Genomic DNA, 25,748 nt, shown 5'->3' on the forward strand with positions numbered 1-25,748 from the left:
GTAGCCGCCGGCGTCCCGCCGCGCGGCGCGGGCGGTTCACCGCGGGCCGATGTCCTCCAGCAACGACGGGTCGCGCCGGATCATCTCGGCGAGCCGGGCCGCCGGGTCGGTGGCCACCCCGTCCTGGCCGGGGGCGGGCACCGTCTTCACCGACATCGGCCAGGTCGGCGGCGGGGCCGGAGCGGCGGCCGGCTCGACCGTGACCTCCGGTCCGGACCAGGAGATCCGCAGCGGGTACACCCGTCCGCCCTGCTCCACCCGGAGGGTGACGGCCACGCCGGGATGCCCGGCCACCACCCGGCGGACCGCCTCGGCGATCTCCTCGACCGGGTCCTGCTGCTCCGGCCCGGGCGCCCCCCGCAGCCGGTACGCGCCGTGCCCGTCCCGCGTCACCGGGGCCGCCCCGCCGGCGGTGGCCTCCTCGCCGTCCTCCCCGGGGCCCGGCGTCCGGCGGCGCAGCTCTTCGCGGCGCGCCAGCCGAGCCAGGGTCTCGTCCAGTTCACCTCTCATCACGTCACCCCTTCCGCGTGAAACGGGTCGAAGGACCGGATCAGGCCCCCCGATCCCGGGTGGCCCGGTCCAGTGCCCGGTCGAGGACGACCAGCAGGGCGTCCCGTACGGAGAGCCGGTCCCGGGCGTCGAACTGCACCAGTGGCACGTGGTCGCCGATCGCCAGCGCCCAGCGGATCGAGGGCAGGTCGAGCGCCAACCGGCCGTCGAAGGCGTTCACGCCGACCGCGAACGGCAGGCCGGCCCGCTCGAAGTAGTCGATCGCCGGATAGCAGTGGTCCAGCCGGGCGCTGTCCACCACCACCAGCGCGCCGAGCGCGCCGCGGGCCAGGTCGTCCCACATGAACCCGAAGCGGGACTGCCCGGGCGTGCCGAAGAGGTAGAGCTTGAGGCTGCGATCGATGGTCACGCAGCCGAAGTCCATCGCCACCGTGGTGGTGGTCTTCTCGGAGTCCAGGCCCGGGTCGTCCACGCCGATGCCGGCGGTGGTCATCTGCGCCTCGGTGGTCAGCGGGGCGATCTCGGAGATGGCGGCCACCGTGGTGGTCTTGCCGACGGCGAAGCCACCGGCGATCAGGATCTTCACGGGGATCGGCGCCCGGCTGGTCGCCGAGCGGCCCGGCCCGGCGCTGTCCGGCGTCGTCGGCCGGTACGGCGGCGGAGGCGGCACGGGCGGCGGCGCGGGTGGCGCGGCCGCGTGGCCGGGGACGGAACCAGGGGCGGCCGGACCGCCGTAGCGGGCGGTGGCGCTGTTGGCGACCGACCCGCCCAGGGCGGCCGCCGGCCAGTCAGGAGATCGCACGAAGTCCATCAATCACTCGCAGGATGATGTCGGGGTCGTGGGCGTCGTCGTTGTCGCCGACGTGCACGTCGAGGTGGCCGGCGGCGTGCAGGTCACCGACGAGTACCCGGGTCACGCCGAAGTGCAGCCGGGTCCGGGCGGAGATCTCGGCGACCGAGATCGGTTCGGCGCTGAGCACGACGATCGTGGCCAGTTCGGGGGCCAGCCGGCCGATGACCGCCCAGGAGGCGCTGCCCGGCCGGGCGGTCACCTGGGTCTCCAGGCCGATCGACGGGTCACCGTCCACCCGGCCGGCGGTCAGCACGAAGGGCCGCGGGCCGGGCGGTTCCCCGCCGGCCTGGTCCGCCTCCGCACCGGGGGCGGGCGACCGCAGGTACGGTCGGATCCGGACCCCGGGTTCCGGGTCCGGATCCGCGCCGGCCAGCTCCGGGTTCACTGCTGCACGGCGTTCTTCAGCTCGGCGATCAGGCGCGGGGTCAGCGCGCCGCCGGCCCGCCCCGCGAAGAGCGTCATCTCGTACGCCACGGTGCCCAGGTTCGCCGAGCGGTCGGCGACCACCCCGAGCACCGAGCCGCTGCTGATCGCGCTGATCAGCAGGTAGCCCTCGGTCATGTCCACGATCACCCGGTTGAGGCCACCCAACGCGTACCAGCTCGCGGCGCCACCGGCGAGGCTGGTCATGCCGGAGACGACGGCGGCGAGCCGTTCCGCGTTGGAGCGGTCCTTGATCGCCGACATGGCCATCAGCAGCCCGTCGGCGGAGACGGCGATCGCCTCCACGACCCCGGCGGTGCTGGAGGTGAACGAGTCGAGCAGCCAGTTGAACGTGCGGGCCTCCGGGCTGAGTTCCCCGGTGGCGTTCTGGTCGACGTTTTCGTGCAGGAATGGGCTGGTCACCGTGTCGGATCCTCTTCGTGACGGCGGGCGGGACTGACTTCGCGCAGAGCACGGGCGACGCCCGCCTCGAACTCGGTGATGAGGTCGCGGACCTCGCCGGGGTCGCCGAGGTCGGCACTGGTGGGGGACATGGACTGCGCGGGGGAGACGGACAGGTTCGCGCCGGGCACCCGGCGGCTGAGCTGGGTCGGTTCCGTACCCGGGGGCGCCTGGTCGACGTCGCTCTCGGCCCGCCGTACCCCGTCCTGGAACGCCTCGACCAGGGCCCGGGCGCTTGACGGGTCCGCCGGGTCGCCGATCAGCGGTCCGGCCGGAGCGGCCGGCGGGGCGGCCGGCAGGTTCGCGCCCGGTACCCGCTGCCGGATCGGCGCCCGGGTACCCGGCCGGCCGGCGGGCGGGCCGACCGGGTTCGGTCCGGTCGGCGCGGGCATGGCCGAGGGTGGCCCGGTGGGAGCCGGCGGGTGGGCGCCACCGGGCGGCGGCGTGAGTGCCGGCCCGGGCGGCGGCGCCGGTGCCGGCCGGGTGGGCGGCACGGGTGCCGGCCGGGTGGGCGGCACGGGTGCCGGCCGGGTGGGCGGCGCCAGGGTCGGGCGGGTGGCCGGTGGCGTCGGGGTCGGGCGGGTGGCCGGTGGCGTCAGGGTCGGGCCGGTCGCCGGCCCGGCGGCCGGGGGAGCGGCCGGAGCCGGGCCGACGACCGGTGTCGGCGGGGAGACGGGACCGGGTCGCGCCGCCGGTCCGGCCGGCCGGGTGGTCGGCGCCGCCCAGGCCGAAGGCGGACCGCTGGCGACCGGACCCGGGTCCTCGGCCGGCTCCGCGGTGTCGGCCTGGTGGCCGAAGGCGTTCCACGGGTGGCCGCTGGACATGCTGCGCGTGGCCCGGCTCAGCAGCTCGGCGTCGAAGCCGCCCGACGCCTCCACGGCCGGCGGGTCCGACTCGCGGGCGCCGGGCACGGCAGCCCGGCCGGCGCTGACGCCGACCGGCTCGGGGCGGCGGATCACGAGCGAGGCGCGCGGGATCTCCAGGGCTGCGGTGACGCCGCCACCGGGGGTGGGGCTCAGTCGGACGTTCCAGCCGTGCCGGCGGGCCAGCCGGCCGACCACGAACAGGCCGAGCACCTCGGTCGGGGCAAGGTCGAGGCGTTCCCGCCGGGTGAACCGGGTGTTCTCCTCGGCCATCCGGTCCCCGGTCAGGCCGATGCCGTGGTCGACCACGACCAGCCGCGCCCCACCGTCGGTCAGCTCACCGGTCACCACCACCCGGGTGTGCGGCGGCGAGAACACGGTGGCGTTCTCCATCAGCTCGGCGAGCGTCAGCACCAGGTCGCCGACGATGGCGGGGGCCGCCGCCACGCCGGGCGGGACCTTCACGTCGACGCGGGTGTAGTCCTCGATCTCGCCGAGCGCGAGCCGGACCGTGTCGGCCAGCGGGACCGGCGCCACGTGGCCGTCCGAGCCGGTGGCACCGGAGAGCACCACCAGGCTGCCCGCGTTGCGGCGCAACCGGCTGGAGATGTGGTCCAGCCGGTAGAGGTGCTCCAGGCGGCCCGGGTCGGTCTCCTGCCGTTCCAGCCGGTCGATGAGCGCGATCTGGCGGCCGACCAGGTTCTGCGTACGTCGGCCGACGTGCCCGAACATCTGGGCCACGTTGCGCCGCCCGGCGACCTGCCGCTCGACCAGCCGGGCCGCGGTGTGCTGCACCCGGTCGAACGCACGGGCCAGGTCGCCGATCTCGTCCCGGGCGCTCACCTCCACCGGGTCGAGGCGTACCGGCGGGACGGTCTCGGACTCGTCGTCGGCGACCCGGGTCAGTTCGGCCTCGGTGACCCGGGCGACCCGCTCGGCGGAGCGGGTGAGCCGGCTCAGCGGCCGGGCCACCGTACGCGCCACGGTCATGCTCAGCAGCACCACGACCAGCAGGATCGCCGCCGCCGCGAGGCTGACCAGCCAGGCGGCGGTCAGCGCCGCCCGCTCCCGGGCGCGGGTCTCCGCGATGACGTCGGCGACGACCTTCTTCTCCACGAACTGGCCCAGCGTGATCATCGACCGGGCCGAGGGGAACAGCACGTCCAGCGGCACCGGCGCGATCGCCTCGTCCGGGTCCCGGAGGCTGTCCACCAGGAACGTCGGGCTGGTCCGGGCGGCCACCGCCGCGTCGTCCAGCTCGGCCACCTTCAGCTGCTCGGGCGTGATCAGCTTGCGGAACCGCCGGTTGTCGACGTTGAGACCCGCCATGCAGGCCACGAACGACTGGGCCACCTGCGGATCGCCGGTCGCCTTGACCAGCACGATCAGGGTGGTGCACGAGCTCAGTGCCTCGTCGACGCGCAGCAGCGAGTCCAGGGCGAGCACCTGGCGTCCAGCCGCGGTGTCGGTGTCCACCTGGAAGGGCAGCCGCAGCGCGTCGATCAGGGCGGTGTCGACCTGGCCGAACACGGTCAGGATCTGCTGCGGCGTGGACCGACCGGCGAGCGTGGCGGTGCGGACGTCCGCCAGCCGGCGTACCCCGTCGAGGCTGTCGCGGACGGCCGCCGGCAGCGGCTCGGCGCGCAGGTCGGCGATCCGGTCGTCGACGGCGGCCGACTTCTGGATCAGCTCGGTGCGGCTCACCCGGCCGAGCAGCAACCCGACCGAGAGCAGGCGTTCCTGCTGGAGGTCCTGGACCAGGCTGCCGACCCGGCTGGCGACGCGGACTGTCTCGGCGGTGTCGGCGGCCCGCTGGGCGGCGGTCACCCGGTCGATGACGACCGGTACGGCCAGTCCGACCACGCCGAGCAGCGGAATGATCACCAGCAGGGCGAGCTTGCCCCGGATGCGTAACCTACCGAGCAGCATCGAACGGCCTCCACCGGTCGGCGTCGCCACCGTGCCCCACCGCGACCGGCTGGCGGTCGGCCCCGGGCGCGGCCACCGGTGGGTCCGGGTGGACCGTCGGCGCGGCCTCGGCCGGTTCGCGGCGTGCCGGGGTGGCCCGGGAACGGTCCCGGCGCAGCGCGGCGACGTGCAGCGCGACGATCCCGGCGATCAGCGCCAGCGCCGCCCCGGCGGCGATCCGGCCGAGCAGCCGGTCCCGCTCCAGGGCGTCGAGCCGGTCCCGCAGCAGCGCGTCGAGCTGGTCGAGGATGACCGTACGGAGCTGCTTGGCGGCGTTCTGCGCGCTGATCCCGGCGCGGGTGAGCTGGTCCGGGCTCGGCGCGGCCCGGCCGGCGCCGGGTGCGGAGTAGACCGCGAACGTCTCCAGTGAACGCTGGTAGGTGTCCAGCGGCGTGAGCACGTTGGCGCCCAGGTCGGTGCTCTCCGAGCTGTCGACCGCCGAGCGCAGGTCCGCGACCAGGTCGGTGGCGGGACCGAGCGCGGAGACGCGCAGCTCGGCCAGCTCCGCGCCCGCTCGGGCGCGGTCGGCGGCGGGGCGCTTGGCGGCCAGCCGGGCCAGGTCGACGAGCCGCCCGGCCAGCACCGTTGCGGTGGGCAGGTCCGCGCCGATGCCGTCCTGGAGGAAGAACGAGTCGGCGCGCGGGTCGCGGATCAGGCCGGAGCTCTCCCGCACCTTGTGGTAGAGGGCCAGCAGCAGGTCGGACGCCTCGCCGTAGGCCCGGTACGTGGCCTCGGGGTCACCGATCCCGCGGTCCGGCAGCGACTCCAGCTTGGCCCGCAGCCCGGCCCAGCGTTCGTGGGTGCGCAACTGGTCGCCGACGGCGTTGTCGACCGCCGCGACGCCCTCGATGGTGGCGGCGAGCGAGGCCCGGGAGACGGTACCTTCGGCGACGGCGATCGCCTGGGCCTCGACCAGCGCGTCCGTGACCGGCCCGAGGGCGCGCAGGTAGCGGACGCCGAGCCGTTCCCGGCTCGCCAGGTCGTGGTCGTCGGCGGCGTCGCGTTCGGCCTGGACGAAGAGGAACCCGAGCGGGGCCAGCAGCGCCAGCGCCAGCACCAGGGCGAGCGTGCGGCCCGGTACGGCGGGCCGCCGACGGACCCGCGACGCGGGGACTGTCATGGTGTGTCTCCTCCGGCGACGGCGGGGCGATCGGTGCCCCGGGAGGTCGCCGTACGCAGTCCCGTGCACCGGACCGGAAAAGTAGCCGAACCGGACGCGGGTGAGACCTCGGCTGATGAGTCGGCTTCACGTCAGTGCATTTTGGGTGACCCTGCGTCATGGCGAATGGTACGTAGCGTGCGATCGTGACGCCGAGAAGTGACATCGACGATGATTTGCGCCCGTAGATGTGAATTCACATGATCCGAATTCGTCCCGCTGGGACGCTCTGGACCTTTGGCGGATGACGGACCCCACGCGACGATCGGCGCAACCGGACAGACGTACGGCGGATCTCAGCGAATGCTCAGCCGCCGGCCCGTACCGTGTGGCGCATGAGATCAACCGCCGCGCGGCTCCGGCGCGCCCTGGCCGGCCATCCGCGCCGCGTTGCCGCCGCAGTGGTGGTGGTCCTCGTCGTCGCCGCGCTGGTCTGGGTGGCCCGGCCGCAGGGCGAGGGCTTCCGTACCGAGCCGGCGCTGGTGACAGTGCGCTCCGGGCCCTCCGGCGACGAGCCGGTCGACCTGGACACCACGCTCTACCTGCCAGAGGGCGCCTCCGCGTCCCACCGGGTACCGGCCGTCCTGCTGGCGCACGGCTTCGGTGGCACCAAGGAATCGGTCCGCTCGGACGCCGAGGACCTGGCCGCCCGGGGGTACGCGGTGCTCACCTGGACCGCCCGTGGGTTCGGCCGCAGCGGCGGCGAGATCCACCTGGACAGCCCTGACTACGAGGTACGCGACGCCCAGCGGCTGCTCGACCGCCTCGCGGCCCGCCCGGACGTCCGCCTGGACGCGCCCGGCGACCCCCGGGTGGGTGTGGTCGGCGGCTCGTACGGCGGCGGCCTGGCCCTGCTGCTGGCCGCGCAGGACCAGCGGGTCGACGCGATCGTCCCGATGATCACCTGGAACGACCTGTCCCGGGCCTTCCTGCCGGAGAGCACCGGCCGGCAGCCCACCGACGGCGTGTTCAAGAAGGGCTGGGCCGGCATCTTCTTCGGCGGCGGTGGGAACGCCGGCTCCGGCCCGGCCGGGCTCTCCGGCGCCACCGGCGCCGCGCCGGAAGGTGCCCCCGAGTCCGCCGGCCCGCCGAGCCCGCGACCAGGTGGCGGGCCGGGCACCGGGTCCGGCCGTGCCCCGGGCGGCCCCGCCGACCCGTCCTGCGGTCGCTTCGCGGCCGACGTCTGCGCCGCGTACCTGCGCATCGCCACCACCGGCCGGGCCGACGCGGCGGCGGTCGAGCTGCTGCGCCGGTCGTCGCCGTCCGGCGTGCTCGACCGGATCAAGTCCCCGACGCTGCTGGTGCAGGGCGAGGCGGACACCCTCTTCCCGCTGGCCGAGGCGGACGCCAACGCCCGGGGCATCGCGGCCGCCGGCACGCCGGTGCGGGTCGCCTGGTTCACCGGCGGTCACGACGGCGGCGCCGGCCCCACCTCGGACTCCGACCGGGTGAAGTTCCTGACCGCGCAGTGGCTCGACCACTACGTGAAGGGCGACGGAGCCGCGCCCGGCGACACGTTCACGTTCTCCCGGATCGCCGGCTTCGACGCGCTCGACCGGGGCCTGGTGGCCACCGGCTTCCGTACCGCCGACTATCCGGGGCTGACCGGGCAGGACCGCCGCGAGGTGACGCTCGCCGGCCCGCCGCAGCCGGTCGCCGTGCCGCCCAACGGCAACCCGGCGGCGATCTCCTCGGTGCCGTTCGCGGGCGCGCTCGGCTCGCTGCTGGACGGCGTGGCCGGTGACATCCCCGGCCAGCACGCCCGCTTCGAGTCGGCGCCGCTGGACGAGCCGGTCGACGTGGTGGGTGCGCCCACCGTGCGGATCAAGGCGGCCTCGCCGACCGGCGAGGCGGTGCTGTTCGTGAAGCTCTACGACGTCGACCCGCAGGGCGCGGCCACGCTGCCGTCCGGCCTGGTCGCGCCGGTGCGCCTGACCGGCCTGCCGCGCACCGTCGACGCGGCCACGCCGGTCACCGTCACCCTGCCGGGGATCGTCCGCCGGGTCGAGGCCGGGCACCGGCTACGGCTCGTGGTGGCGACCTCGGACCAGGCGTACGCCTCGCCGGCCGAGCCGGCCGTGCACACCGTGGCGCTCGCGGACGGGCCGCTGACGCTGCCCACCGTCGACGCCGCGCCGATCCCCACCACCGCCACGATCTGGCGCTGGGCGCTGGCCGGCCTGCTCGCCGCGATCGTGGTCGGGCTCGTCGTGGTCGTGCTGCTCACCCGCCGCCGGCACCGCCGCCAGGACACCTCGATCCATCCGGAGTACGCGGGCGTCCCGCTCGCCGTGCGCAACCTGCGCAAGGAGTACGCGGACGGCTTCGTCGCGGTGTCCGAGGTGGACTTCGAGGTGCACCCCGGGCAGGTGGTCGGCCTGCTCGGGCCGAACGGCGCGGGCAAGACCACCACGCTGCGGGTGCTGATGGGGCTGACCCAGCCCACCGCCGGGGAGATCTACGTGTTCGGGCACCGGCTGGTGCCCGGCTCGCCGGTGCTGTCCCGGATCGGCGCGCTCGTCGAGGGGCCGGGCTTCCTGCCGCACCTGTCCGGTCTGGACAACCTCAAGGCGTACTGGCGGGCGACCGGGCGGCCGTGGGCGGACGCGCACTTCGACGAGGCGCTGGAGATCGCCGGCCTGGGCGACTCGGTGCACCGGCGGACGAAGAAGTACAGCCACGGCATGCGGCAGCGGCTGGCCATCGCCCAGGCCATGCTCGGCCTGCCCGAGCTGCTGGTGCTGGACGAGCCGACGGACGGGCTGGACCCGCCGCAGATCGCCGAGATGCGCCGGGTGCTGCAGCGCTACGCCACCGACGGCCGGGCGGTGCTGGTCTCCAGCCACCTGCTGGCCGAGGTGGAGCAGACCTGCACGCACGCGGTGGTGGTGAACAAGGGCCGGATCGTGGCCGCCGGCCCGGTGGAGGAGATCGTCGGCGAGTCGCCGAGCGTGCTGTTCGAGGTGAGCGACCCGGAGGCGGCGCGGGGCGTGCTCGACCGGCTGGCCGGCGTACGGGTGTTGCCCGACGGCGACGGCGGGCTGGTGGTCGACACCAACGGCACCGCCCGCAGCGAGGTGGTGGCCGAACTGGTCCGGGCCGGTATCGGGGTGGACCGGGTGGTGCCCCGGCGCCGTCTGGAGGACGCGTTCCTCGCCCTGGTGGGCGAGAACTCTCGGGGAAGCGGGGACCGGTGATGGCGGGTTCGTCGGTGGCATCGTCGTCGAGCGGCGCGTCCGGTACGGCGGCGCCGGGTGCGGGCGGCGCGGCGGCCGGCTACCGGCCCTCGGCCACGCTGCCGTTCGGGGCGGAGTTCCGGCGGCAGGCGTCGCGCCGGCGTACCCAGCTCGCGCTGGGGTTCATGGTGCTGCTGCCGCTGATCATCCTGGTGGCGTTCCAGTTCGACGCCGGGGACGACGACGGCGGCGGGCGGGGCGAGTTCGCCAGCCTGGCCGACCTGGCCACCTCGGGCGGGCTCAACTTCACCCTGTTCTCGATCCTGGTGTCCGCGTCGTTCCTGCTGGTCGTGGTGGTGGCGCTGTTCTGCGGCGACACGGTGGCGAGCGAGGCGAGCTGGGGCAGCCTGCGCTATCTGCTCGCGGTGCCGGTGCCCCGGGCCCGGCTGCTCGCGGTGAAGCTGGTGGTGGCGCTCGCGTACTCCGGGCTGGCCCTGCTGTTGCTGGCCGGCACCGCGCTGCTGGCCGGCACGCTGCGGTACGGCTGGCAGCCGCTGGGCAGCCAGGTCTCGGCCGAGCTGGCCCCGGGCGACGGGTTGCTGCGGCTGCTCGGGGTGCTCGGCTATCTCGCGGTCGCCCTGCTGGTGGTGGCCGGGCTGGCGTTCCTGTTGTCGGTGACCACCGACGCGGCGCTCGGCGCGGTCGGTGGCGCGGTGCTGCTCTGGATCCTGTCCAGCATCCTGGACCAGATCACCGCGCTGGGCGGGCTGCGGAACCTGCTGCCCACCCACTACAGCAGCGCCTGGCTGGGATTGCTGTCCACGCCGATGCAGACCGACGACGTGGTCAAGGGCGTGTTCTCGGCGATCGTCTACGCGACGCTGTTCTGGAGCCTGGCCTTCTGGCGCTTCACCCGCAAGGACGTCACGAGCTGAGCTGACCGGCGGGGTACCCGCGGGAGCCTGCTCGCCCATATCATGGGAGCGTTCCCACAAGATTGTCCCGCCTGCAAAGAAATCGATTAACATCGATATATGTGATCGCCATCCTGGAACCGTCCGATATCCGGCCCAGGAGGTTCCACATGATTCCGGCCCAGCTGAGCGGCCCCGTCCTGTCCCTGTACCGCGTTGTGGTGGGTGCGCTCTTCCTGTGTCACGGCGCCGCGTCGATCTTCGGCGTCCTCGGTGGCAACCGGGGCTCCGGTGTGGCCATCCCGTTCGCCACCTGGCCCGGCTGGTGGGCGGCGCTGATCCAGCTCGTCTGCGGCGCGCTGGTGCTGGTCGGCCTGTTCACCCGGCCCGCCGCGCTGCTCGCCTCCGGCTCGATGGCGTACGCGTACTTCACGGTGCACCAGCCGCACCAGCTGCTGCCGATCCAGAACGGCGGCGAGCTGGCCGCCCTCTTCTGCTGGTCGTTCCTGCTGGTCGCGGTGCTCGGCCCGGGAAGCTGGGCGCTGGACGCGGCGCTGGCCCGCCGCCGGGCCACCCCGGCCGAGCCGGCCACGGCCCCGCCGGCCTCGGTCCCCGTCTGAGCGTCCGCTAGCGCAGCAGAGTCCGGTACGGGCGCTCCCGTACCGGGCTCTGGTGCGCCAGCGGGTTGACCGGCGGGGTGGTGGGCGACGGCGGGGCGGGCGGCGCGGGCGCGTCGGTGGCCGGGCCGCGCTTCCTGCGCTCCCACGCGCTGACGCCCAGCCGGCCGGTGTTGCCCAGGTCGATCGGCCCGTCCAGGGCGACCGGGTACGCCGGCCGCCCGGCCATCGGGGCGACGTCGAGCGCGGTGCCGTTGGTCGCCACCACCGTCGGGTCGGTGACCAGGTTGCGCCAGATCAGCGCCGCGCCGGCCCGCTCGCCGGGGGCCAGCACGATCCGGCTGGGCGGGTGGTCGAAGCCGGCGGTGATCGGGGCGGCGCCCGGGATGATCCGCACCGTGATCGGATCGCCGTCGGCGTCCCGGAGTCGGACCGCCGGATAACCGCTCAGCTCGTACGGCCGGTCGCCGCAGTTGACCAGCTCCAGGCCCATCGCCCGGAGCCCCATCGCGGCGCTCACCCCGAGTTCGGTGATCAGGATGCCCTCCGGCGAGCAGGTGGCGGCGGGCGTCGGGTCGGCCGTGCGGGCGCCCGGCCGGGGCGGTGTGGTGGCCAGCGGATCGGCACCCGCCGGCGCCGCGGGCGGCCTCCCGGCCGGCCCCGGCGTCGGGGCGCAGGCGGCCAGCAGCGTCACGCCGGTGAGGGCGCCGATCAGGCGCGCCGTGCTCCGCATCGGGTGATCAGGCCGCCCGGCCGGGCCCGGCGAGGACCGCGTCGAGCAGCCCCGGGTAGTGGCGGTCCAGTTCCTCGCGGCGCAGGCGCACGAACCGGCTGGTGCCGGCGACCCGGGTCCGGGTCAGGCCGGCCTCGCGCAGCACCTTGAGGTGATGGCTGCGGGTCGCCTTGGAGACGCCGAACTCGAAGGTGCCGCAGGCGTGTTCCCCGCCCTCGGCGAGGGCCCGGACGATCTGCAACCGGACGTCGTCGGCCAGCGCCGCCAGCACGGCGGTCACCGGTACGTCCCGCAGCTCGGGTTCGTGCAGCTCCATGTGACCAGGGTAACCTATGTTCGACAATCGTCAAACAAGCTCCTAGAGTCGGGCCGTTGGTTCGACGGTACTCGAACATAGGAGCTGCGATGCGTTCCCGTCACGCCACCCTGCCGATCTTCGCCGTGATCAGCTGGGGAGTCATGTTCCCCGTGCTGGCCAGCGCGCTCACCCGGGTGGACGCGCTCAACCTGACCACCGCCCGGTACGTGCTGGCCACCGCCGTGCTGCTCGCCCTGCTGCTGGCGCGCGAGGGGGTCGCCGCCCTGGCCACCCAGCGACGCGGGGTCGAGGTGGCGCTGCTCGGCGCGCTCGGCTTCGCCGGCTTCAACACGCTGATGAACCTCGCCCTCGGCCACGCCACCCCGCAGCAGATCGCGCTCTTCGCGGCCACCGTGCCGCTGGTCACCCAGCTGGTCCGCTGGGCGCGCGACGGCGTACGGCCCCGGCCCGCGCTGCTCGGCCTCTCGCTGGTCGCCCTGGTCGGCGTCGGCCTGGTGATCACCCGAGGTCGGCTGGACGGGCTCGGACAGTTCGGCGTGGGCGGGCTGCTCATGATCGGCGCGGTGTTCGGCTGGGCGTTCTACACCCACGGTGCCAGCCGGTTCCCCGAGTGGTCCGCGCTGCGCTACACCACGCTGACCGCCGTCGCCGGCATGCTCGCCATGGTCGCCGCCAGCGCCGTCGCCGACCTCGCCGGGCTCCAGCACGCGCCGGCCGCCGCCGACCTCGTCGCGGTCGCTCCCCAGCTCGGGTACGCGGTGCTCGTCGGCGCCGTCCTCGCGGTGCTGGCCTGGAACACCGGCGTACGACGGCTCGGTCCGGCCAACGCCGCGCTCTTCATGAACCTGGTGCCGGTCGCCACGTTCGCGGTGCAGATCCTGCGCGGCTACCGGCCGGTCCCGGTGGAGCTGGTCGGCGCCGGGCTGACCATCGCCGCCCTGGTGGCCGCGAACCTCGCCACCCGTACCCGCGCCGCGGCGACCCCGGCGCCGGCCGCCGTGGTCGACCGGCCGGCCGTGGTGGAGCCGGTCGCGGTGTTCGGGCGCTGAGCCGGCCCACACCGTGGGATCCCCAGGTGGCGCGGCCTCCGGCGGCGCATAGACTCGACGGCACAACTGCATACCTCATCCAGAGGGGCTGAGGGATACGGCCCGATGACGCCCCGGCAACCACCCACGCGCTCGACGACGAGCGACCGCGGGCAGGTGCCAATTCCGTCCCCGCCGCACCCGGCGATGCGGGGAAAGATGAGAGGACCTTCTCGACATGACGTCGACGCTTCCCGCCGTCTCCGGCATCGACACCACCCTCAGCCCGGCCCGCGCCCTGGTCTGTCGCGCCTGTTCCGCGCGCTACCCGCTGGCCGCGCAGCACGCCTGCTACGAGTGTTTCGGCCCGCTGGAGGTCGACTACGACGCCGCCGCGCTGGCCGCCGTCACCCGCGAGCAGATCGAGGCCGGCCCGAAGAACCTCTGGCGGTACGCCGCCCTGCTCCCGGCCGGCCAGGACCCGGCCACCCGGGTGACCCTGGACCCGGGGCTGACCCCGCTGGTGTCCGCCCCGCACCTCGCCGCCGAGCTGGGCATCACCGCCCCGCTCTGGGTCAAGGACGACAGCGCCAACCCCACCCACTCGTTCAAGGACCGGGTCGTCTCGGTGGCGCTGACCGCCGCCCGGGCGCTCGGCTTCACCCGGTACGCCTGCGCCTCGACCGGCAACCTGGCCAACTCGGTGGCCGCCCACGCGGCCCGGGTCGGCGCGCCGTCGGTGGTCTTCATCCCCAGCGACCTGGAGTCGGGCAAGGTGGTCACCACCGCCGTCTACGGCGGCGACCTGGTCGCCATCGACGGCTCGTACGACGACGTCAACCGGCTCTGCGGCGAGTTGGTGGAGACCGACGAGTTCGAGGACACCGCGTTCGTCAACGTCAACGTCCGGCCGTTCTACGCCGAGGGCTCCAAGACCCTCGGCTACGAGGTGGCCGAGCAGCTCGGTTGGCGGATCCCGGCCCAGGTGGTCATCCCGATGGCCAGCGGCGAGCTGCTCACGAAGATCGACAAGGCGTTCGCCGAGCTGGTCGAGATCGGCCTGGTCGAGGCGCCGGCCGGCGGCTGGAAGGTGTTCGGCGCGCAGTCGGCCGGCTGCAACCCGATCGCCACCGCGCTGCACGCCGGCACCGACACGATCACCCCGGTCAGGCCCACCGGCATCGCCAAGTCGCTGAACATCGGCGACCCGGCGGCGGGCCTCTACGCGCTGGAGGCGGTCCGCCGCACCGGCGGCTGGATGGAGTACGCCGACGACGACGAGATCCGCGCCGGCATCCGGCTGCTGGCCCGCACCACCGGGGTGTTCGCCGAGACCGCCGGCGGGGTCACCGTCGCGGTGCTGCGCAAGCTGGTCGAGTCCGGCCGGCTCGACCCGGCGGCCGAGACGGTGGTCTTCAACACCGGCGAGGGACTGAAGACCATCGACGCGGTCGCCCCGCAGGTCGGCCCCACCCACCGCATCAAGCCCTCGCTGCGGGCGGCCCGCGACGCCGGCCTCCTCTCCTAGGGGTCGCTCAACCGGTGGGTCGGGTGGTGTCGCGCACCACGACGTGCCACCGCGGGTGATCCGGAGCCGGGCTGCTCAGGCCGAGGGCCACCCGGGCGCAGTGGGCGCCCTGGTCCCGTAGCGACTGCGCCAGGGTGGTCAGCCCGACGGGCGCGGCGGCGTCGCTGTCGTCCCAGCCGGTCACCGCGAGATCCTCCGGCACGCGCCGGCCGGCGGCGCCGGCCGCGCGCAGGGCGCCGAGGGCGAGTTCGTCGCTCATGGCGGCGATGGCGTCCGGCGGATCGCCGCCGGTCAGCACCTGCCCGGCGAAGGACTCGCCCGCGGTGATGTGGTTGACCGGGCAGACGGCCAGCCGTAGCTGACCGGCTGGGTGCCCCGCTTCGGTCCAGGCGTCGCGGAAGCCCTGCCACCGGTGGCGGGTCACCGGGAACCGTACCTGCGGCACGTCGTCGCCGCCGAGCAGGTGACGGGCGCGACCGCGGTCGAGCGGGAAGCCGAGCACGAGGGGGCGGCGGGCGCGCGCGAAGGCCACCCGACCGATCGCCACCGCCGCGGCGTGGTCGTCGATGCCGACCACCGGCAGCCCGCGTCCGTGCGGGCCGGCATGGATCACCGCGGGCAGTCCGGTGTCGGCCACGGCGTCGAGCACCGGGTCGTCGTCGCTGGTGGTCCAGACGACGTAGCCGTCCACGGCGGCCTCCGCGACCCGCCGGGGATCGGTGGCGGCGCCGGTGATCGGCACCAGGGTGAGTCCGACGCCCTCGGCGGCGCACACGTCGGAGACGCCGGCGAGGAAGCGGGCCGCCTGTGGGTCCTCGAAGGCGTACGTCAGGCGTTCGCCGAGCACGACGCCGAGGGTGCCGGCCCGGCCGCGACGCAACGAGCGGGCGGCCGGGTGCGGCCCCGGATAGCCCAGCCGCGCGGCTGCCGCGCGGACCTTCGCGGCGGTTTCGGCGGACACCCGTTCCGGTTGCGAGTAGGTGTAGGACACGGTCATCGGCGAGACGGCGGCGGCGCGGGCCACGTCGCCCATGGTGGGCCGCCGCTTGGGGTTGCCGACGGCGCGGTTCATGGTGACACTCTAGTTGTGTATCGATACACAAGTCGGCGGCCCGCGCTGCCCCGCAGCGCCGCCCCCGACGTCTTCGTCCGGGACGCGCCGACCGTGCTGTCCTACGCGGTCCTGGCCTGCTACACCTTCTGGCTGTACGCCTTCGCGCCCGCGGTGACGCTGCTACGCGCGGAGTTGGGCTTCTCCTACTCCGTGCTCGGCCTCTACCAGGTGCTCTGGGCCGGCGGCGCGGCGCTCGCCGGCGCCACCTTCGGCTGGGCGGCCCGCCACCTGGCGCGCGGCGCGCTGCTGTGGTGGTCGGCGCTGGTCACGGCCGGCGGTGCCGCGGTGTTCACCCTCGGCACCGGCGTGCCGGCCACCCTGATCGGCGCCGGGGTGTTCGGCGCGGCCGGGACGATGCTGCTCACCGTGGACCAGGCGATCCTCTCCGACCGGCACGGAAGCCGGCGGGACCGGGCGCTGACCGAGGCCAACGTCGGGGCCGGTGCCTCCGCGGTGATCGCCCCGCTGCTCGTCGGCGGGTCGGCGGCCCTGGTGTTCGGGTGGCGTGCCGTGTTCGCGCTGCCGGCGGTCGCCCTGCTGGCGCTCCACCTGCGCTACCGGCGGCAGACCCTGCCCCCGCCCGGCGGGCGCCGGGCCGCCGGCGGAGCGGGCCGGTTGCCGCTGGCCTGCTGGCTGTTCGCCGTGCTCACCGCGCTGAGTTCGGCGATCGAGTTCTGCCTGGTCTACTTCGGCCCGCAGGTGCTCCTGGAGGTCGGGCTGTCCGCGGCCGCCGCCGGCACGGCGTTGAGCAGCAACCTCCTCGGCATCCTGGTCGGGCGCGTGATCGGCGCCCGGATCACCCGCCGACCGGGCCGCAGCGTCCCGCTGCTGTCCCTCTCGCTGGCCACCACCTTCGTCGGCGTCGTGCTGTTCTGGGTCGCCGGCCAGCCGGCTCTCGCCGTCGGGGCGCTGTTCCTGGCCGGGCTGGGCATCGCGAACCTCTACCCGCTCTCGCTCGCACTCACCCTCGGCGCCGCGCCGGGCCAGGAGGACCGGGCCAACGCCCGTACGCAGGTGGTCCTCGGCGTGCTCGCCGCCGCGTCCCCCTACCTGCTCGGCGCCCTGGCGGACCGGCGCGGGCTGGCCACCGGCTTCGCGCTCGAACCGGTGCTGATCGGCGGCGGCGCCGTCCTGTTGTGGGCCGGGCTCCGCACCCTCCGCCCGGCCGTCCGGACGAGGGCGGCCAGCCCGAGCGGGGGATCGGGAGAGAGCGGTGGGTAACCGGCGGTATCCGGTGAGTGCCAGAAAACCACCCCCAAGGACTTGACGGCAGGAACCGGACGGCGCAAGATGCTCGGTGCGGGAGGGCATCCGCCGGAGACTTTTCAAGTTCTTGCGACCCAACGCCAGAGGCGTTGTGCGGACGTCCCTCCCGACCAACCTCGCGAAAGGGCCGGCGGAACTCCGCCGGCCCTTTCGCTGTCCGCGGCCCTCAGCCGGTCGGCCCGGCCCCGGGCGGCGGCAGCCGGCCGGCCAGGTCGCACACCGCGCGGTGCAGGTCCTCGTCCGGCTGGAAGCGGTGCCGGCCGATCGCCGGCGGCACCGTGTCGCCCGCGGGAATGACCAGCGACTTCGGGTCGCGGACCCGGCGGTCCACCCCGGCGGCCGGATCGTCGCGGGGCAACTCCGGCGGGAAGACCGGGCCGCCGACCGGATCGGTACGCCGCCACAGGTTGATCCACCGCCAGTCCACCCGGTCACCGAGCTCACGGAGCACCGCGGGCCCGAGGTACGCCGGAAAGACCCGGCTGTAGAGCCGGCCGAGCGGGGTGCCGTAGGTCAGCAGCGCCACCCGGGCCCGGCAGGCCGCCGGCAACTGCAGGACCGCCGCCGCGGCCAGCACGCTGCCGTGGCTCTGCCCGGAGAGCACGACCGCGTTCCCGCCGGCGGTGAGGTGCGCGATCCGCCGGGTGAGGTCCGGCACCGCGCGCTCGGCGTAGCACGGGGCGGCCAGCGGGTGCCCGGCGCGCGGCCAGAAGGTGGCCAGCTCCCAGAGCACGCCGACGACCCGCATCGCGTGCGACCGGTACGCGAACAGCCCGGTGCCGAACAGCACCACCGCGAACAGCCCGATCAACAGGCTCCCCAGGTCGGTCGCGAAGATCACCGGACGGGCCAGCGGCATCCCGCCCAGCCAGCGCGCCACGTCCTCCGGCCCGTGATGCAGCAGCGACAGCCCGGCGGCGCCCAGACTCAGCGCGGCCAGCAGCGCGTACGCCGTCAGGAGCAGCGGGGCGAGCCGGTCCGCCAGCCGCGCCCGGACGATCCGGTCCCGGACCGCACGCACCCGTTCCGGTGCGGCCCGCTCCGACTCCGGGAACTCGCTCCGGACCAGGTCCTCGGCCGCCCGGCGCCGGCTGGCCCGCCGGTAGCGGCCGGCCAGCGTGGCGGTGCCGGCGGCGAGCAGCAGCGCGGCCGAGACGCCCAAGGCCGCCCAGCGGAAGGCGACCGGCGGGGAGAGTGGCGGGGCGTCGGCCGGCAGCGGGCGGGCCGGCGTGGGGCTGGAGCCCCGGTCCAGGTACTCGGCGACGCCGTAGGTCAGCCCGGCGTCGTACGACACGGCCAGGCCGATCGCGATCGAGACCACCAGCGGCGCGGCGGTCACCAGCAGGTTCGACCGGCCCAGGGCCGGTCGCCGGGCCAGCACCAGGACGGCCAGCGCCAGGAGCAGCACCATCTGGGCGGCGAACAGGAGCGCGACCAGCACGTCGTACCCGGGCAGGCCGCCCCGGGCGGTCCACGGCGCGCGGGGGGCCGCCGCGTATGCCAGGGCCAGCGCGGTCAGCGTGAGGGCGCCCCAGCGGACGAGCCGGACCGCCCGTCGCGGCCAGCGGGCGGCGGCGGGCCGTTCGAGCTGGGGGAGGCAGAGCAGCACGAGCGCGGCGGCGTGCAGGCCGGCCACCGCGGCGAGCAGCGCGTTGCCGGGGAGACCGCGGTCGTGTGGCGCCAGGGCCAGCAGCAGGGCCAGGTCGAGGGAGGTCAGGGAGATCGTCACGTGCAGGGATCGCAGGCGCAGCAGCAGGGCCCGGTTGTCCCAGAAGGCCGGGGCGTCGAGCCGGTCCGCCCCCGGCCCCGGCACCGGGCGGGTGTCCTCGGGGAGTTGCCAGGTGCGCCCACCGAGCCACCAGAGCAGGGCGACCGCGAGCAGCGGCAGCAGCGCGAGCAGGGCCAGGCGCTGCCCCGGCAGCAGGTCACCCAGCCAGGAGATCTCCCGGCGGCCCGCCACGCACCGCGGGTACTCCGCGCACTGCCACGCGATCAGGTCCAGGGCCACCCCCACGATCGACAGCACGAACATCGCGGTGAGCGTCGCGGCGAGCAGCCGGCAGAGGGCCTTGCCGATCAGCCCGGTGCGGCGGCCCGGCGGCAGCATCCAGACGGCGATGTTGGCGAGCATGAAGGGCAGGAGCAGGACCAGGGAGAAGGTGCGGGCGGCGGTGCCCCCGGTGAGGCCGCTCCAGCGGTACGCCTCCAGGGTCCCGCCGGCCGCGTTGCACGGGTTTCCGAAGTCCGGCCTGACCCGGTAGAAGCCGGCCTCCTGGTCGCCGGCCACCCGGTGCACGATCGGGCGGTCCAGCATCGCCTCCGGCCCGCGGTCGGCGACGCCGTGCACCCGGATCTCGGTGATTCCCACCCGCGGCCGCCCCCTCGTTCGCCGGCCGCGCGGTTACCCGCGTCTGGTCCGGTCAATCCCGCCCGAGCGGTGGGCGGCGGTGCCAACTTGTGACACGCCCCTACTGATCTGGTGGCTTGCTGTTGCATGATGGCGGGCATGACGGAGACCCCGCACCCCCTGTACGCCAGGCACGCCGACACCCTCAACCGCGCGCTGACCGCCATCACGGAGCGGGGGTACTGGTCCGCCTACCCGGAGTCGCCCAGCCCTCGGGTGTACGGCGAGACCGCCGCCGCCGACGGCAGGGCCGCCTTCGAGGCGTACCTGAACGCTGACTTCCCGCTCGACCAGCCGGCGGACGGGGAGACCGTCGCCACCGAGGTCAGCCCGTTCGGCGTCGCGCTGAACGTGCGCTACCCGCACGCCGGTGCCGACCAGTTGGTGTCCGCCGCGACCGCCGCGCTGCCGGCCTGGCGGGACGCCGGCCCGCAGGCCCGGGTGGGCGTCTGCCTGGAGATCCTGGACCGGCTGCACAAGAACATCTTCGAGCTGGCCAACGCGGTGCAGTTCACCAGCGGCCAGGCGTTCGTGATGGCCTTCCAGGCCGGCGGCGCGCACGCGCTGGACCGGGCGCTGGAGGCGATCGCCTACGCGTACGCGGAGATGACCCGCCACCCGGGCACCGCCGGCTGGGAGAAGGCCGCCGGCAAGGGTGACCCGCTGCGGATGACCAAGACGTTCCACGTGGTGCCGCGCGGCGTGGCCCTGGTGATCGGCTGCAACACCTTCCCGACCTGGAACTCGTACCCGGGGCTCTTCGCCTCGCTGGTCACCGGCAACCCGGTGGTGGTCAAGCCGCACCCCCGCGCGGTGCTGCCGCTGGCCGTCACCGTGCGCTACGCCCGCCAGGTCCTCGCCGAGGCGGGCTTCGACCCGAACCTGGTGCAGCTCGCGCCGGAGGCGGCGGGTGAGCGGCTCGCCTCGACGCTGGCCCTGCACCCGGCCGTGCGGATCGTCGACTTCACCGGCTCGACCGAGTACGGCGACTGGCTGGAGCAGAACGCCCGGCAGGCGGCCGTCTACACCGAGAAGGCCGGGCTGAACACGGTGGTGATCGACTCCACCGACGACTTCGCCGGGCTCTGCCGCAACCTGGGCTTCACGCTCACCCTGTACAGCGGCCAGATGTGCACCACCTCGCAGAACCTGCTCATCCCCCGGGACGGCATCGCCACGGACCAGGGGCACAAGAGCTTCGACGAGGTGGCCGCCGGCATCGCCGGGGCGGTCGCCAAGCTCACCGCCGACCCGGCCCGGGGCGTCGAGCTGACCGGCGCGATCGTCAACGACGGCGTGCTGGAGCGACTGGCGGAGGTCACCAAGGTCGGCGAGCCGGTGCTGGAGTCGCGGACCGTCGAGCACCCGTCGTACCCGGACGCCGTGGTGCGTACCCCGACGGTGGTGAAGCTGGACGCCGCGGAGACCGCGACCTACTCGCGGGAGTGGTTCGGGCCGATCTCGTTCGTCATCGCCACCGACTCCACCGCGCAGAGCCTGGAGATCCTCCGCGCCACGGTGGGGGAGAAGGGCGCGCTCACCGCGGCCGTCTACTCCACCGACGAGGCGGTGCTCGACGCCGCCGAGGCGGCGGCGATCGACGCCGGGGTGCACCTGTCCTGCAACCTCACCGGCGGGGTGTTCGTCAACCAGTCGGCGGCGTTCTCCGACTTCCACGGCTCCGGGGCGAACGCCGCGGCGAACTCCGCCCTCACCGACGGCGCCTACGTCGCCAACCGGTTCCGCGTCGTGCAGTCGCGTCGGCACGTCTGATCCTGCTGCTGGGTCCGGTCGGCCTGGTCGCGTCGGCTGCTCCGGCGGGTCAGGCGGGTCGGCGCATCTGGAGTTCGGTGAGGGTGGGGATCCGGGGGTGCGGGACCCGGACCCCGGTGTCCACGAAGCCCAGCTTCTGGTAGGCGCGGTAGGCCCGGTCGTTGCCGACCACCACCTCGAGCAGCAGTTCGGGCCGCCCGCAGGCCCGAGACCAGGCGGCCACCTCGTCGACCAGGGCAGCGAGCAGGCCGCTGCCCCGCCGGGCCGGGGTGACGTAGACGGCGTAGACCACGGTGAGCCCCGGTTCGGCGGGCAGCACCGTGCCGCCGGCGTGGCCGACCAGCCGGCCGCCCGGGTCCGCCACGAACTGCGCCGTCTGGTTGCCCCGGGAGACGGCGGCGACCCGGGCCGTGACCTCGGCGTGCGGGCGGGCGGCGGCCTCCGCCACGGTCTCCAGGAAGGCCAGCGGGGAGTCGGCGAGCATCTCCAGCCGGAGCGCCCGCATCCGGGCGGCGTCCGCCGGCCGGACCCGGCGGACGGTGGTGGTCGGGACGCGCGCGCTGGTCATGACGCAATGCATACCGGAGCGCCCACGGACCGCGCCCACCCGGGCCGCGAGTCGGCCGAAATATGCCCGATTTGTGGTCGTGCGCCGCCGTCACGCCTCGTGTAGCGTGCGATTTCGGTCACCGGATTCAGTGGTCGTCGCCGATCGCTGAGCCGGTGCTCCGCCGGTGCCGGTCCGCCGGTTTCCGGGTTGTGGAACGCCGCGCAGAGTGAGGAAGTGCACCGTGGCACAGGGCACCGTGAAGTGGTTCAACTCCGAAAAGGGCTACGGCTTCATCGCCGTCGACGGCGGCCAGGACGTCTTCGTCCACTTCTCCGCGATCGAGATGGACGGCTACAAGGCGCTGGACGACGGCCAGCGGGTGGAGTTCGAGATCGCCCAGGGCCAGAAGGGCCCGCAGGCCGAGCGGGTCCGCGTCATCTGACCCGCCGCCCGGCAGCCGGACCACCCGGGCCCGGGGGCTGCGCCACGGGGGCGCACCAGGGAAGATCGTGAGCCGTTCCAGCCATCGCTGAGGAGGGTTCATGTCCGACCAGCCCCCGTCGGGTTCCACCGAGCCGGTGCCGCCGGCGTCGTCCGGAGGCCCGGCCGACCCGGCGCCGCCCACGCCACCGGCCGCGGCGCAGCCGTCGTACCCGGGCTGGCCCGGACACCCCGCCCAGCCGGGCTTCGTCCCGCCCGACGCCCCCGCCCCACCGCCGCCCGGCACCCCCGAGCAGCCCGGCCACGGTGCCCCCGGCGGTTACGGGCAGCCGGGCTACGGTGCCCCCGCCGGCTACGGGCAGCCGGGCTCTGGCGCCCCTGGCGGTTACGGGCAGCCGGGCTACGGCGCCCCCGGCGGTTACGGGCAGCCGTGGCCGGGACACCCGGTCCCGGCGCAGGGCTGGGGCTGGCCCGCCCCCGGCGGATATCCCGGCGAGCCGATGCCGGGCCACGCCTACGGCTGGTACCCGCCGGCCGACCCCACCGATCCGCTCGTCACGCCGCCGCAGGCGGGCATCGCGGGCTGGTTCGCCCGGTGCACCGGCGCGCTGCGCCGCGGCTGGCGGCAACTCCTGCCGATCGTCCTGGTCAGCCAGGGGGTGCCCGCCGCGGTGATCGCCGTCCTCTCGCTCGCCCTGGCGCCGACCGGCCAGCCGGCCACCGGGGCCGACGGGGCGCCGGTCCTGCCCGACGGCTACTTCACCGACTTCTTCCTCTTCTACGGCGCGGTGCTGCTGGCCGCGCTGCTCTTCGGCCCGCTGCAGAGCGCCGGGTGGGCCGCCGGCACCTGGGTGGTGACCCGGCAGGCGGCCGGTGAGCCGGCGGGCGTCGGGGCGGCCTTCCGCTACGGCTGGCGCCGCTGCCTCGGGCTGTGGGGCTGGACCATCGTCGCCTCCCTGCTGATCACGGTCGGCGCCTGTGCCTGCCTGCTGCCGGGCATCTACGTCGCCTTCGCGCTCGCCCTCTTCGGCCCGGTCTATCTCTTCGAGCGGCAGGAGCCGATCGGCCGCGCGTTCCGCCTGTTCCACCAGCGGTTCGGGATGGTGCTGGGCCGGGTCGCGCTGGTGCTCGCCGCGCTCGTGGTCGCCTCGGTGGCCAAGGGCATCCTGGACCTGGTCAACCGGGCGCTCTTCGGCGAGCACCCGCTGGACGCCCCGACCAGCGCCGTGGCCGCCGTGCTGCTGACCCTGGTGGGCACCCTGCTGGTCGTCCCGGGCTACCTGGCCCAACTGATCGGGCTGGTCGTCACGTACGCCGAGCAGCGGGCCCACGAAGGCCCGGTGAACGCCGCCCGGCTGGCCGCGGAACTCGGCTGAGCGGGGGCATCGTGCTTGCACTCGGCTAGGGAGAGTGCTAAACAGGTCATTGGCACTCGCGTACGGTGAGTGCCAATGGTCGGGGCGGTAGGGCCACGGCCGCGCCGGTGTCTCGATGACGCCGGGCGGCACGGGGCCGGTCGTCGCGGGCTGTCCGGCCCGACCGAGGAGACGTCGTCGTCGCCAGGTGGCGACGTCCCCAAGGTGCGTACACCAGACGGCCCATCCGGGGAATCCCCGGGTGGCCCGTGAGTGTCCAGGAGGACAACGCCGTATGGCCAAGATGATCGCGTTCGACGAAGAGGCGCGCCGCGGCCTCGAGCGGGGCATGAACCAGCTCGCCGACGCCGTGAAGGTGACGCTCGGCCCGAAGGGCCGCAACGTCGTGCTCGAGAAGAAGTGGGGCGCTCCCACCATCACCAACGATGGTGTGAGCATCGCCAAGGAGATCGAGCTCGAGGACCCGTACGAGAAGATCGGCGCCGAGCTGGTCAAGGAGGTCGCGAAGAAGACCGACGACGTTGCCGGTGACGGCACGACGACGGCGACCGTCCTGGCCCAGGCCCTGGTCCGCGAGGGCCTGCGCAACGTGGCCGCCGGCGCGAACCCGATGGCCCTGAAGCGGGGCATCGAGGCCGCCGTGGCCAACGTCTCGGAGGAGCTGCTCAAGCTCGCCAAGGACGTGGAGACCAAGGAGCAGATCGCCTCCACCGCCTCCATCTCCGCCGCCGACCCCAGCGTCGGCGAGATCATCGCCGAGGCGATGGACAAGGTCGGCAAGGAAGGCGTCATCACCGTCGAGGAGAGCAACACCTTCGGCCTGGAGCTGGAGCTCACCGAGGGTATGCGCTTCGACAAGGGGTACATCTCCGCGTACTTCATGACCGACCCGGAGCGGATGGAGGCCGTCTTCGACGACCCCTACATCCTCATCGCGAACAGCAAGATCTCGTCGGTCAAGGACCTGCTCCCGATCCTGGAGAAGGTCATGCAGGGCGGCAAGCCGCTGCTGATCATCGCCGAGGACCTGGAGGGCGAGGCCCTGGCCACCCTGGTGGTCAACAAGGTCCGGGGCACCTTCAAGTCGGTCGCCGTCAAGGCGCCGGGCTTCGGTGACCGCCGCAAGGCCATGCTGACCGACATCGCCATCCTCACCGGTGGCCAGGTCATCAGCGAGGAGGTCGGCCTCAAGCTGGACGCGGTCGGCGTCGACATGCTGGGCCGCGCCCGCAAGGTCGTGGTGACCAAGGACGAGACCACCATCGTCGACGGTGCCGGCGACGCCGAGCAGATCCAGGGCCGGGTCAACCAGATCCGGGCCGAGATCGACAAGAGCGACTCCGACTACGACCGCGAGAAGCTGCAGGAGCGGCTGGCCAAGCTGGCCGGTGGCGTTGCGGTGATCAAGGTCGGCGCGGCCACCGAGGTCGAGCTGAAGGAGCGCAAGCACCGCATCGAGGACGCCGTCCGCAACGCGAAGGCCGCCGTCGAGGAGGGCATCGTCCCGGGTGGTGGCGTCGCGCTGGTGCAGGCCGGCAAGACTGCCTTCGACAAGCTGGACCTGGCCGGTGACGAGGCGACCGGTGCGCAGATCGTGAAGATCGCGCTGGACGCCCCGCTGCGGCAGATCGCCGTCAACGCCGGTCTCGAGGGTGGCGTGGTCGTCGAGCGCGTCCGCAGCCTCGACCCGGGTCACGGCCTCAACGCCGCGACCGGCGAGTACGTGGACCTGCTGGCCGCGGGCATCATCGACCCGGCCAAGGTGACCCGTTCCGCGCTGCAGAACGCCGCCTCGATCGCCGCGCTGTTCCTCACCACCGAGGCCGTCGTGGCGGACAAGCCGGAGAAGACCCCGGCCGCCCCGGCTGGCCCGGGTGGCGGGGACATGGACTTCTGAGTCCAGTTCCATCCAGTACGCCGAAAGGGGCGGGCCGCGTCAGCGGTCCGCCCCTTTCCGCGTCGCTCAGGTCGGCAGCCGCCGCTGGTTGCGGCGTTTGTGCGCCCGGTCGTACGGCGGCGTGATCCGGATCGGCTCGTCCACCGGTTGCCGTGGCTCCGCGGTGGGCGGCTCGCCGGCGCCCGCCATCTCCGCCAGTTGCTCGGCGTCGCCGTAGTCGAGCCGGTCGAACGGCAGTTGGCCGGGAAGGTCGGTGACCGGTCGCCAGCTCGCCGCCGGGTCGTCGGTCCGTTCGTCATCCGTGGACATGGCTGCCTCCTCTAGCTCGACCGTAGGGGCCGGTCGATGACCGGGAGGCAGAATGGCGTTAT

Annotated in this window: 22 protein-coding genes and 1 riboswitch; of the genes, 10 read left to right on the forward strand and 12 right to left on the reverse strand. The window is 74.4% G+C overall.

Annotation, left to right across the window (positions count from 1 at the left end; all coding sequences use genetic code 11):
* Positions 1 to 36: 36 nt before the first annotated feature.
* From ACIBPB_RS14780 to ACIBPB_RS14805, 6 genes are read right to left on the reverse strand one after another with little or no spacing between them, the layout of a single operon-like run.
* Positions 37 to 510 carry a hypothetical protein gene (locus ACIBPB_RS14780; RefSeq protein ID WP_396840142.1) on the reverse strand — a complete coding sequence of 158 codons (474 nt, stop codon included), beginning with the start codon at positions 508 to 510 and terminating at the stop codon, positions 37 to 39.
* A 40-nt stretch (positions 511 to 550) separates the two neighbouring features.
* Complete coding sequence (locus tag ACIBPB_RS14785; protein ID WP_396840143.1) at positions 551 to 1,321, reverse strand: GTP-binding protein; 771 nt, start codon at positions 1,319 to 1,321, stop codon at positions 551 to 553.
* On the reverse strand, positions 1,299 to 1,748 hold the full coding sequence (locus ACIBPB_RS14790) for a DUF742 domain-containing protein (RefSeq protein ID WP_396840144.1): 450 nt from the start codon (positions 1,746 to 1,748) through the stop codon (positions 1,299 to 1,301). Before ACIBPB_RS14790 ends, ACIBPB_RS14785 begins: the two co-directional genes overlap by 23 nt.
* On the reverse strand, positions 1,745 to 2,209 hold the full coding sequence (locus tag ACIBPB_RS14795) for a roadblock/LC7 domain-containing protein (protein WP_046564265.1): 465 nt from the start codon (positions 2,207 to 2,209) through the stop codon (positions 1,745 to 1,747). The genes ACIBPB_RS14790 and ACIBPB_RS14795 overlap by 4 nt, the downstream gene beginning before the upstream one ends.
* Positions 2,206 to 5,040 (reverse strand): nitrate- and nitrite sensing domain-containing protein, encoded by a 2,835-nt coding sequence (locus ACIBPB_RS14800; RefSeq protein ID WP_396840145.1) that lies wholly within the window; start codon positions 5,038 to 5,040, stop codon positions 2,206 to 2,208. The genes ACIBPB_RS14795 and ACIBPB_RS14800 overlap by 4 nt, the downstream gene beginning before the upstream one ends.
* On the reverse strand, positions 5,027 to 6,199 hold the full coding sequence (locus ACIBPB_RS14805; RefSeq protein WP_396840146.1) for a hypothetical protein: 1,173 nt from the start codon (positions 6,197 to 6,199) through the stop codon (positions 5,027 to 5,029). The genes ACIBPB_RS14800 and ACIBPB_RS14805 overlap by 14 nt, the downstream gene beginning before the upstream one ends.
* Before the next feature lie 374 nt (positions 6,200 to 6,573).
* On the opposite strand from ACIBPB_RS14805, the gene ACIBPB_RS14810 reads away from it, so the two are divergent.
* From ACIBPB_RS14810 to ACIBPB_RS14820, 3 genes are all read left to right on the forward strand, one after another.
* Positions 6,574 to 9,435 carry an alpha/beta fold hydrolase gene (locus ACIBPB_RS14810; RefSeq protein WP_396840147.1) on the forward strand — a complete coding sequence of 954 codons (2,862 nt, stop codon included), beginning with the start codon at positions 6,574 to 6,576 and terminating at the stop codon, positions 9,433 to 9,435.
* On the forward strand, positions 9,435 to 10,349 hold the full coding sequence (locus ACIBPB_RS14815; RefSeq protein WP_396840148.1) for an ABC transporter permease subunit: 915 nt from the start codon (positions 9,435 to 9,437) through the stop codon (positions 10,347 to 10,349). The genes ACIBPB_RS14810 and ACIBPB_RS14815 overlap by 1 nt, the downstream gene beginning before the upstream one ends.
* Before the next feature lie 149 nt (positions 10,350 to 10,498).
* Complete coding sequence (locus ACIBPB_RS14820) at positions 10,499 to 10,948, forward strand: DoxX family protein (RefSeq protein WP_396840149.1); 450 nt, start codon at positions 10,499 to 10,501, stop codon at positions 10,946 to 10,948.
* A gap of 7 nt (positions 10,949 to 10,955) precedes the next feature.
* Here ACIBPB_RS14820 and ACIBPB_RS14825 read toward each other — a convergent pair whose 3' ends face one another.
* Both ACIBPB_RS14825 and ACIBPB_RS14830 read right to left on the reverse strand, forming a co-directional pair.
* Positions 10,956 to 11,678 carry a DUF4232 domain-containing protein gene (locus tag ACIBPB_RS14825; RefSeq protein ID WP_396840150.1) on the reverse strand — a complete coding sequence of 241 codons (723 nt, stop codon included), beginning with the start codon at positions 11,676 to 11,678 and terminating at the stop codon, positions 10,956 to 10,958.
* Between the two features lie 7 nt (positions 11,679 to 11,685).
* Positions 11,686 to 11,994, reverse strand: a complete 309-nt coding sequence (locus ACIBPB_RS14830) for an ArsR/SmtB family transcription factor (protein WP_396840151.1) — start codon at positions 11,992 to 11,994, stop codon at positions 11,686 to 11,688.
* Positions 11,995 to 12,083: 89 nt separating this feature from the next.
* Here ACIBPB_RS14830 and ACIBPB_RS14835 point away from each other — a divergent pair, with 89 nt between their 5' ends.
* Positions 12,084 to 13,046: a DMT family transporter gene (locus tag ACIBPB_RS14835; RefSeq protein ID WP_396840152.1), complete on the forward strand. Its 963-nt coding sequence runs from the start codon at positions 12,084 to 12,086 to the stop codon at positions 13,044 to 13,046.
* A 72-nt stretch (positions 13,047 to 13,118) separates the two neighbouring features.
* Positions 13,119 to 13,251, forward strand: a riboswitch (SAM riboswitch).
* A gap of 12 nt (positions 13,252 to 13,263) precedes the next feature.
* Positions 13,264 to 14,553: a threonine synthase gene (gene thrC / locus ACIBPB_RS14840; RefSeq protein ID WP_396840153.1), complete on the forward strand. Its 1,290-nt coding sequence runs from the start codon at positions 13,264 to 13,266 to the stop codon at positions 14,551 to 14,553.
* A gap of 7 nt (positions 14,554 to 14,560) precedes the next feature.
* Here the strand turns inward: thrC and ACIBPB_RS14845 are convergent, their stop codons facing one another.
* Positions 14,561 to 15,625, reverse strand: a complete 1,065-nt coding sequence (locus tag ACIBPB_RS14845; protein WP_396840155.1) for a LacI family DNA-binding transcriptional regulator — start codon at positions 15,623 to 15,625, stop codon at positions 14,561 to 14,563.
* A gap of 15 nt (positions 15,626 to 15,640) precedes the next feature.
* On the opposite strand from ACIBPB_RS14845, the gene ACIBPB_RS14850 reads away from it, so the two are divergent.
* Positions 15,641 to 16,888, forward strand: a complete 1,248-nt coding sequence (locus ACIBPB_RS14850; protein WP_396840156.1) for an MFS transporter — start codon at positions 15,641 to 15,643, stop codon at positions 16,886 to 16,888.
* A gap of 211 nt (positions 16,889 to 17,099) precedes the next feature.
* Here ACIBPB_RS14850 and ACIBPB_RS14855 read toward each other — a convergent pair whose 3' ends face one another.
* On the reverse strand, positions 17,100 to 19,301 hold the full coding sequence (locus tag ACIBPB_RS14855; RefSeq protein ID WP_396840157.1) for a hypothetical protein: 2,202 nt from the start codon (positions 19,299 to 19,301) through the stop codon (positions 17,100 to 17,102).
* Positions 19,302 to 19,439: 138 nt separating this feature from the next.
* Between ACIBPB_RS14855 and paaN the strand changes: the two genes are divergently transcribed.
* Positions 19,440 to 21,113 (forward strand): phenylacetic acid degradation protein PaaN, encoded by a 1,674-nt coding sequence (gene paaN, locus ACIBPB_RS14860; RefSeq protein WP_396840158.1) that lies wholly within the window; start codon positions 19,440 to 19,442, stop codon positions 21,111 to 21,113.
* A 49-nt stretch (positions 21,114 to 21,162) separates the two neighbouring features.
* Here paaN and ACIBPB_RS14865 read toward each other — a convergent pair whose 3' ends face one another.
* Entirely contained in the window at positions 21,163 to 21,681 is a 519-nt protein-coding gene (locus ACIBPB_RS14865) for a GNAT family N-acetyltransferase (RefSeq protein WP_396840160.1), read from the reverse strand.
* A gap of 223 nt (positions 21,682 to 21,904) precedes the next feature.
* Here ACIBPB_RS14865 and ACIBPB_RS14870 point away from each other — a divergent pair, with 223 nt between their 5' ends.
* From ACIBPB_RS14870 to groL, 3 genes are all read left to right on the forward strand, one after another.
* The gene (locus ACIBPB_RS14870; RefSeq protein WP_046562643.1) at positions 21,905 to 22,105 is read left to right on the forward strand and encodes a cold-shock protein; all 201 of its coding nucleotides are present in this window, start codon (positions 21,905 to 21,907) and stop codon (positions 22,103 to 22,105) included.
* Between the two features lie 100 nt (positions 22,106 to 22,205).
* Positions 22,206 to 23,480, forward strand: coding sequence for a hypothetical protein (locus ACIBPB_RS14875; RefSeq protein WP_396840161.1), 1,275 nt, complete (start codon positions 22,206 to 22,208; stop codon positions 23,478 to 23,480).
* A 274-nt stretch (positions 23,481 to 23,754) separates the two neighbouring features.
* Complete coding sequence (gene groL, locus ACIBPB_RS14880) at positions 23,755 to 25,377, forward strand: chaperonin GroEL (RefSeq protein WP_396840162.1); 1,623 nt, start codon at positions 23,755 to 23,757, stop codon at positions 25,375 to 25,377.
* A 66-nt stretch (positions 25,378 to 25,443) separates the two neighbouring features.
* Here groL and ACIBPB_RS14885 read toward each other — a convergent pair whose 3' ends face one another.
* Positions 25,444 to 25,686, reverse strand: coding sequence for a hypothetical protein (locus tag ACIBPB_RS14885; protein ID WP_357325443.1), 243 nt, complete (start codon positions 25,684 to 25,686; stop codon positions 25,444 to 25,446).
* Between the last annotated feature and the right edge of the window lie 62 nt (positions 25,687 to 25,748).

It is taken from the genome of Micromonospora sp. NPDC049836 (genome assembly GCF_044465125.1).
GTDB lineage: Bacteria > Actinomycetota > Actinomycetes > Mycobacteriales > Micromonosporaceae > Micromonospora.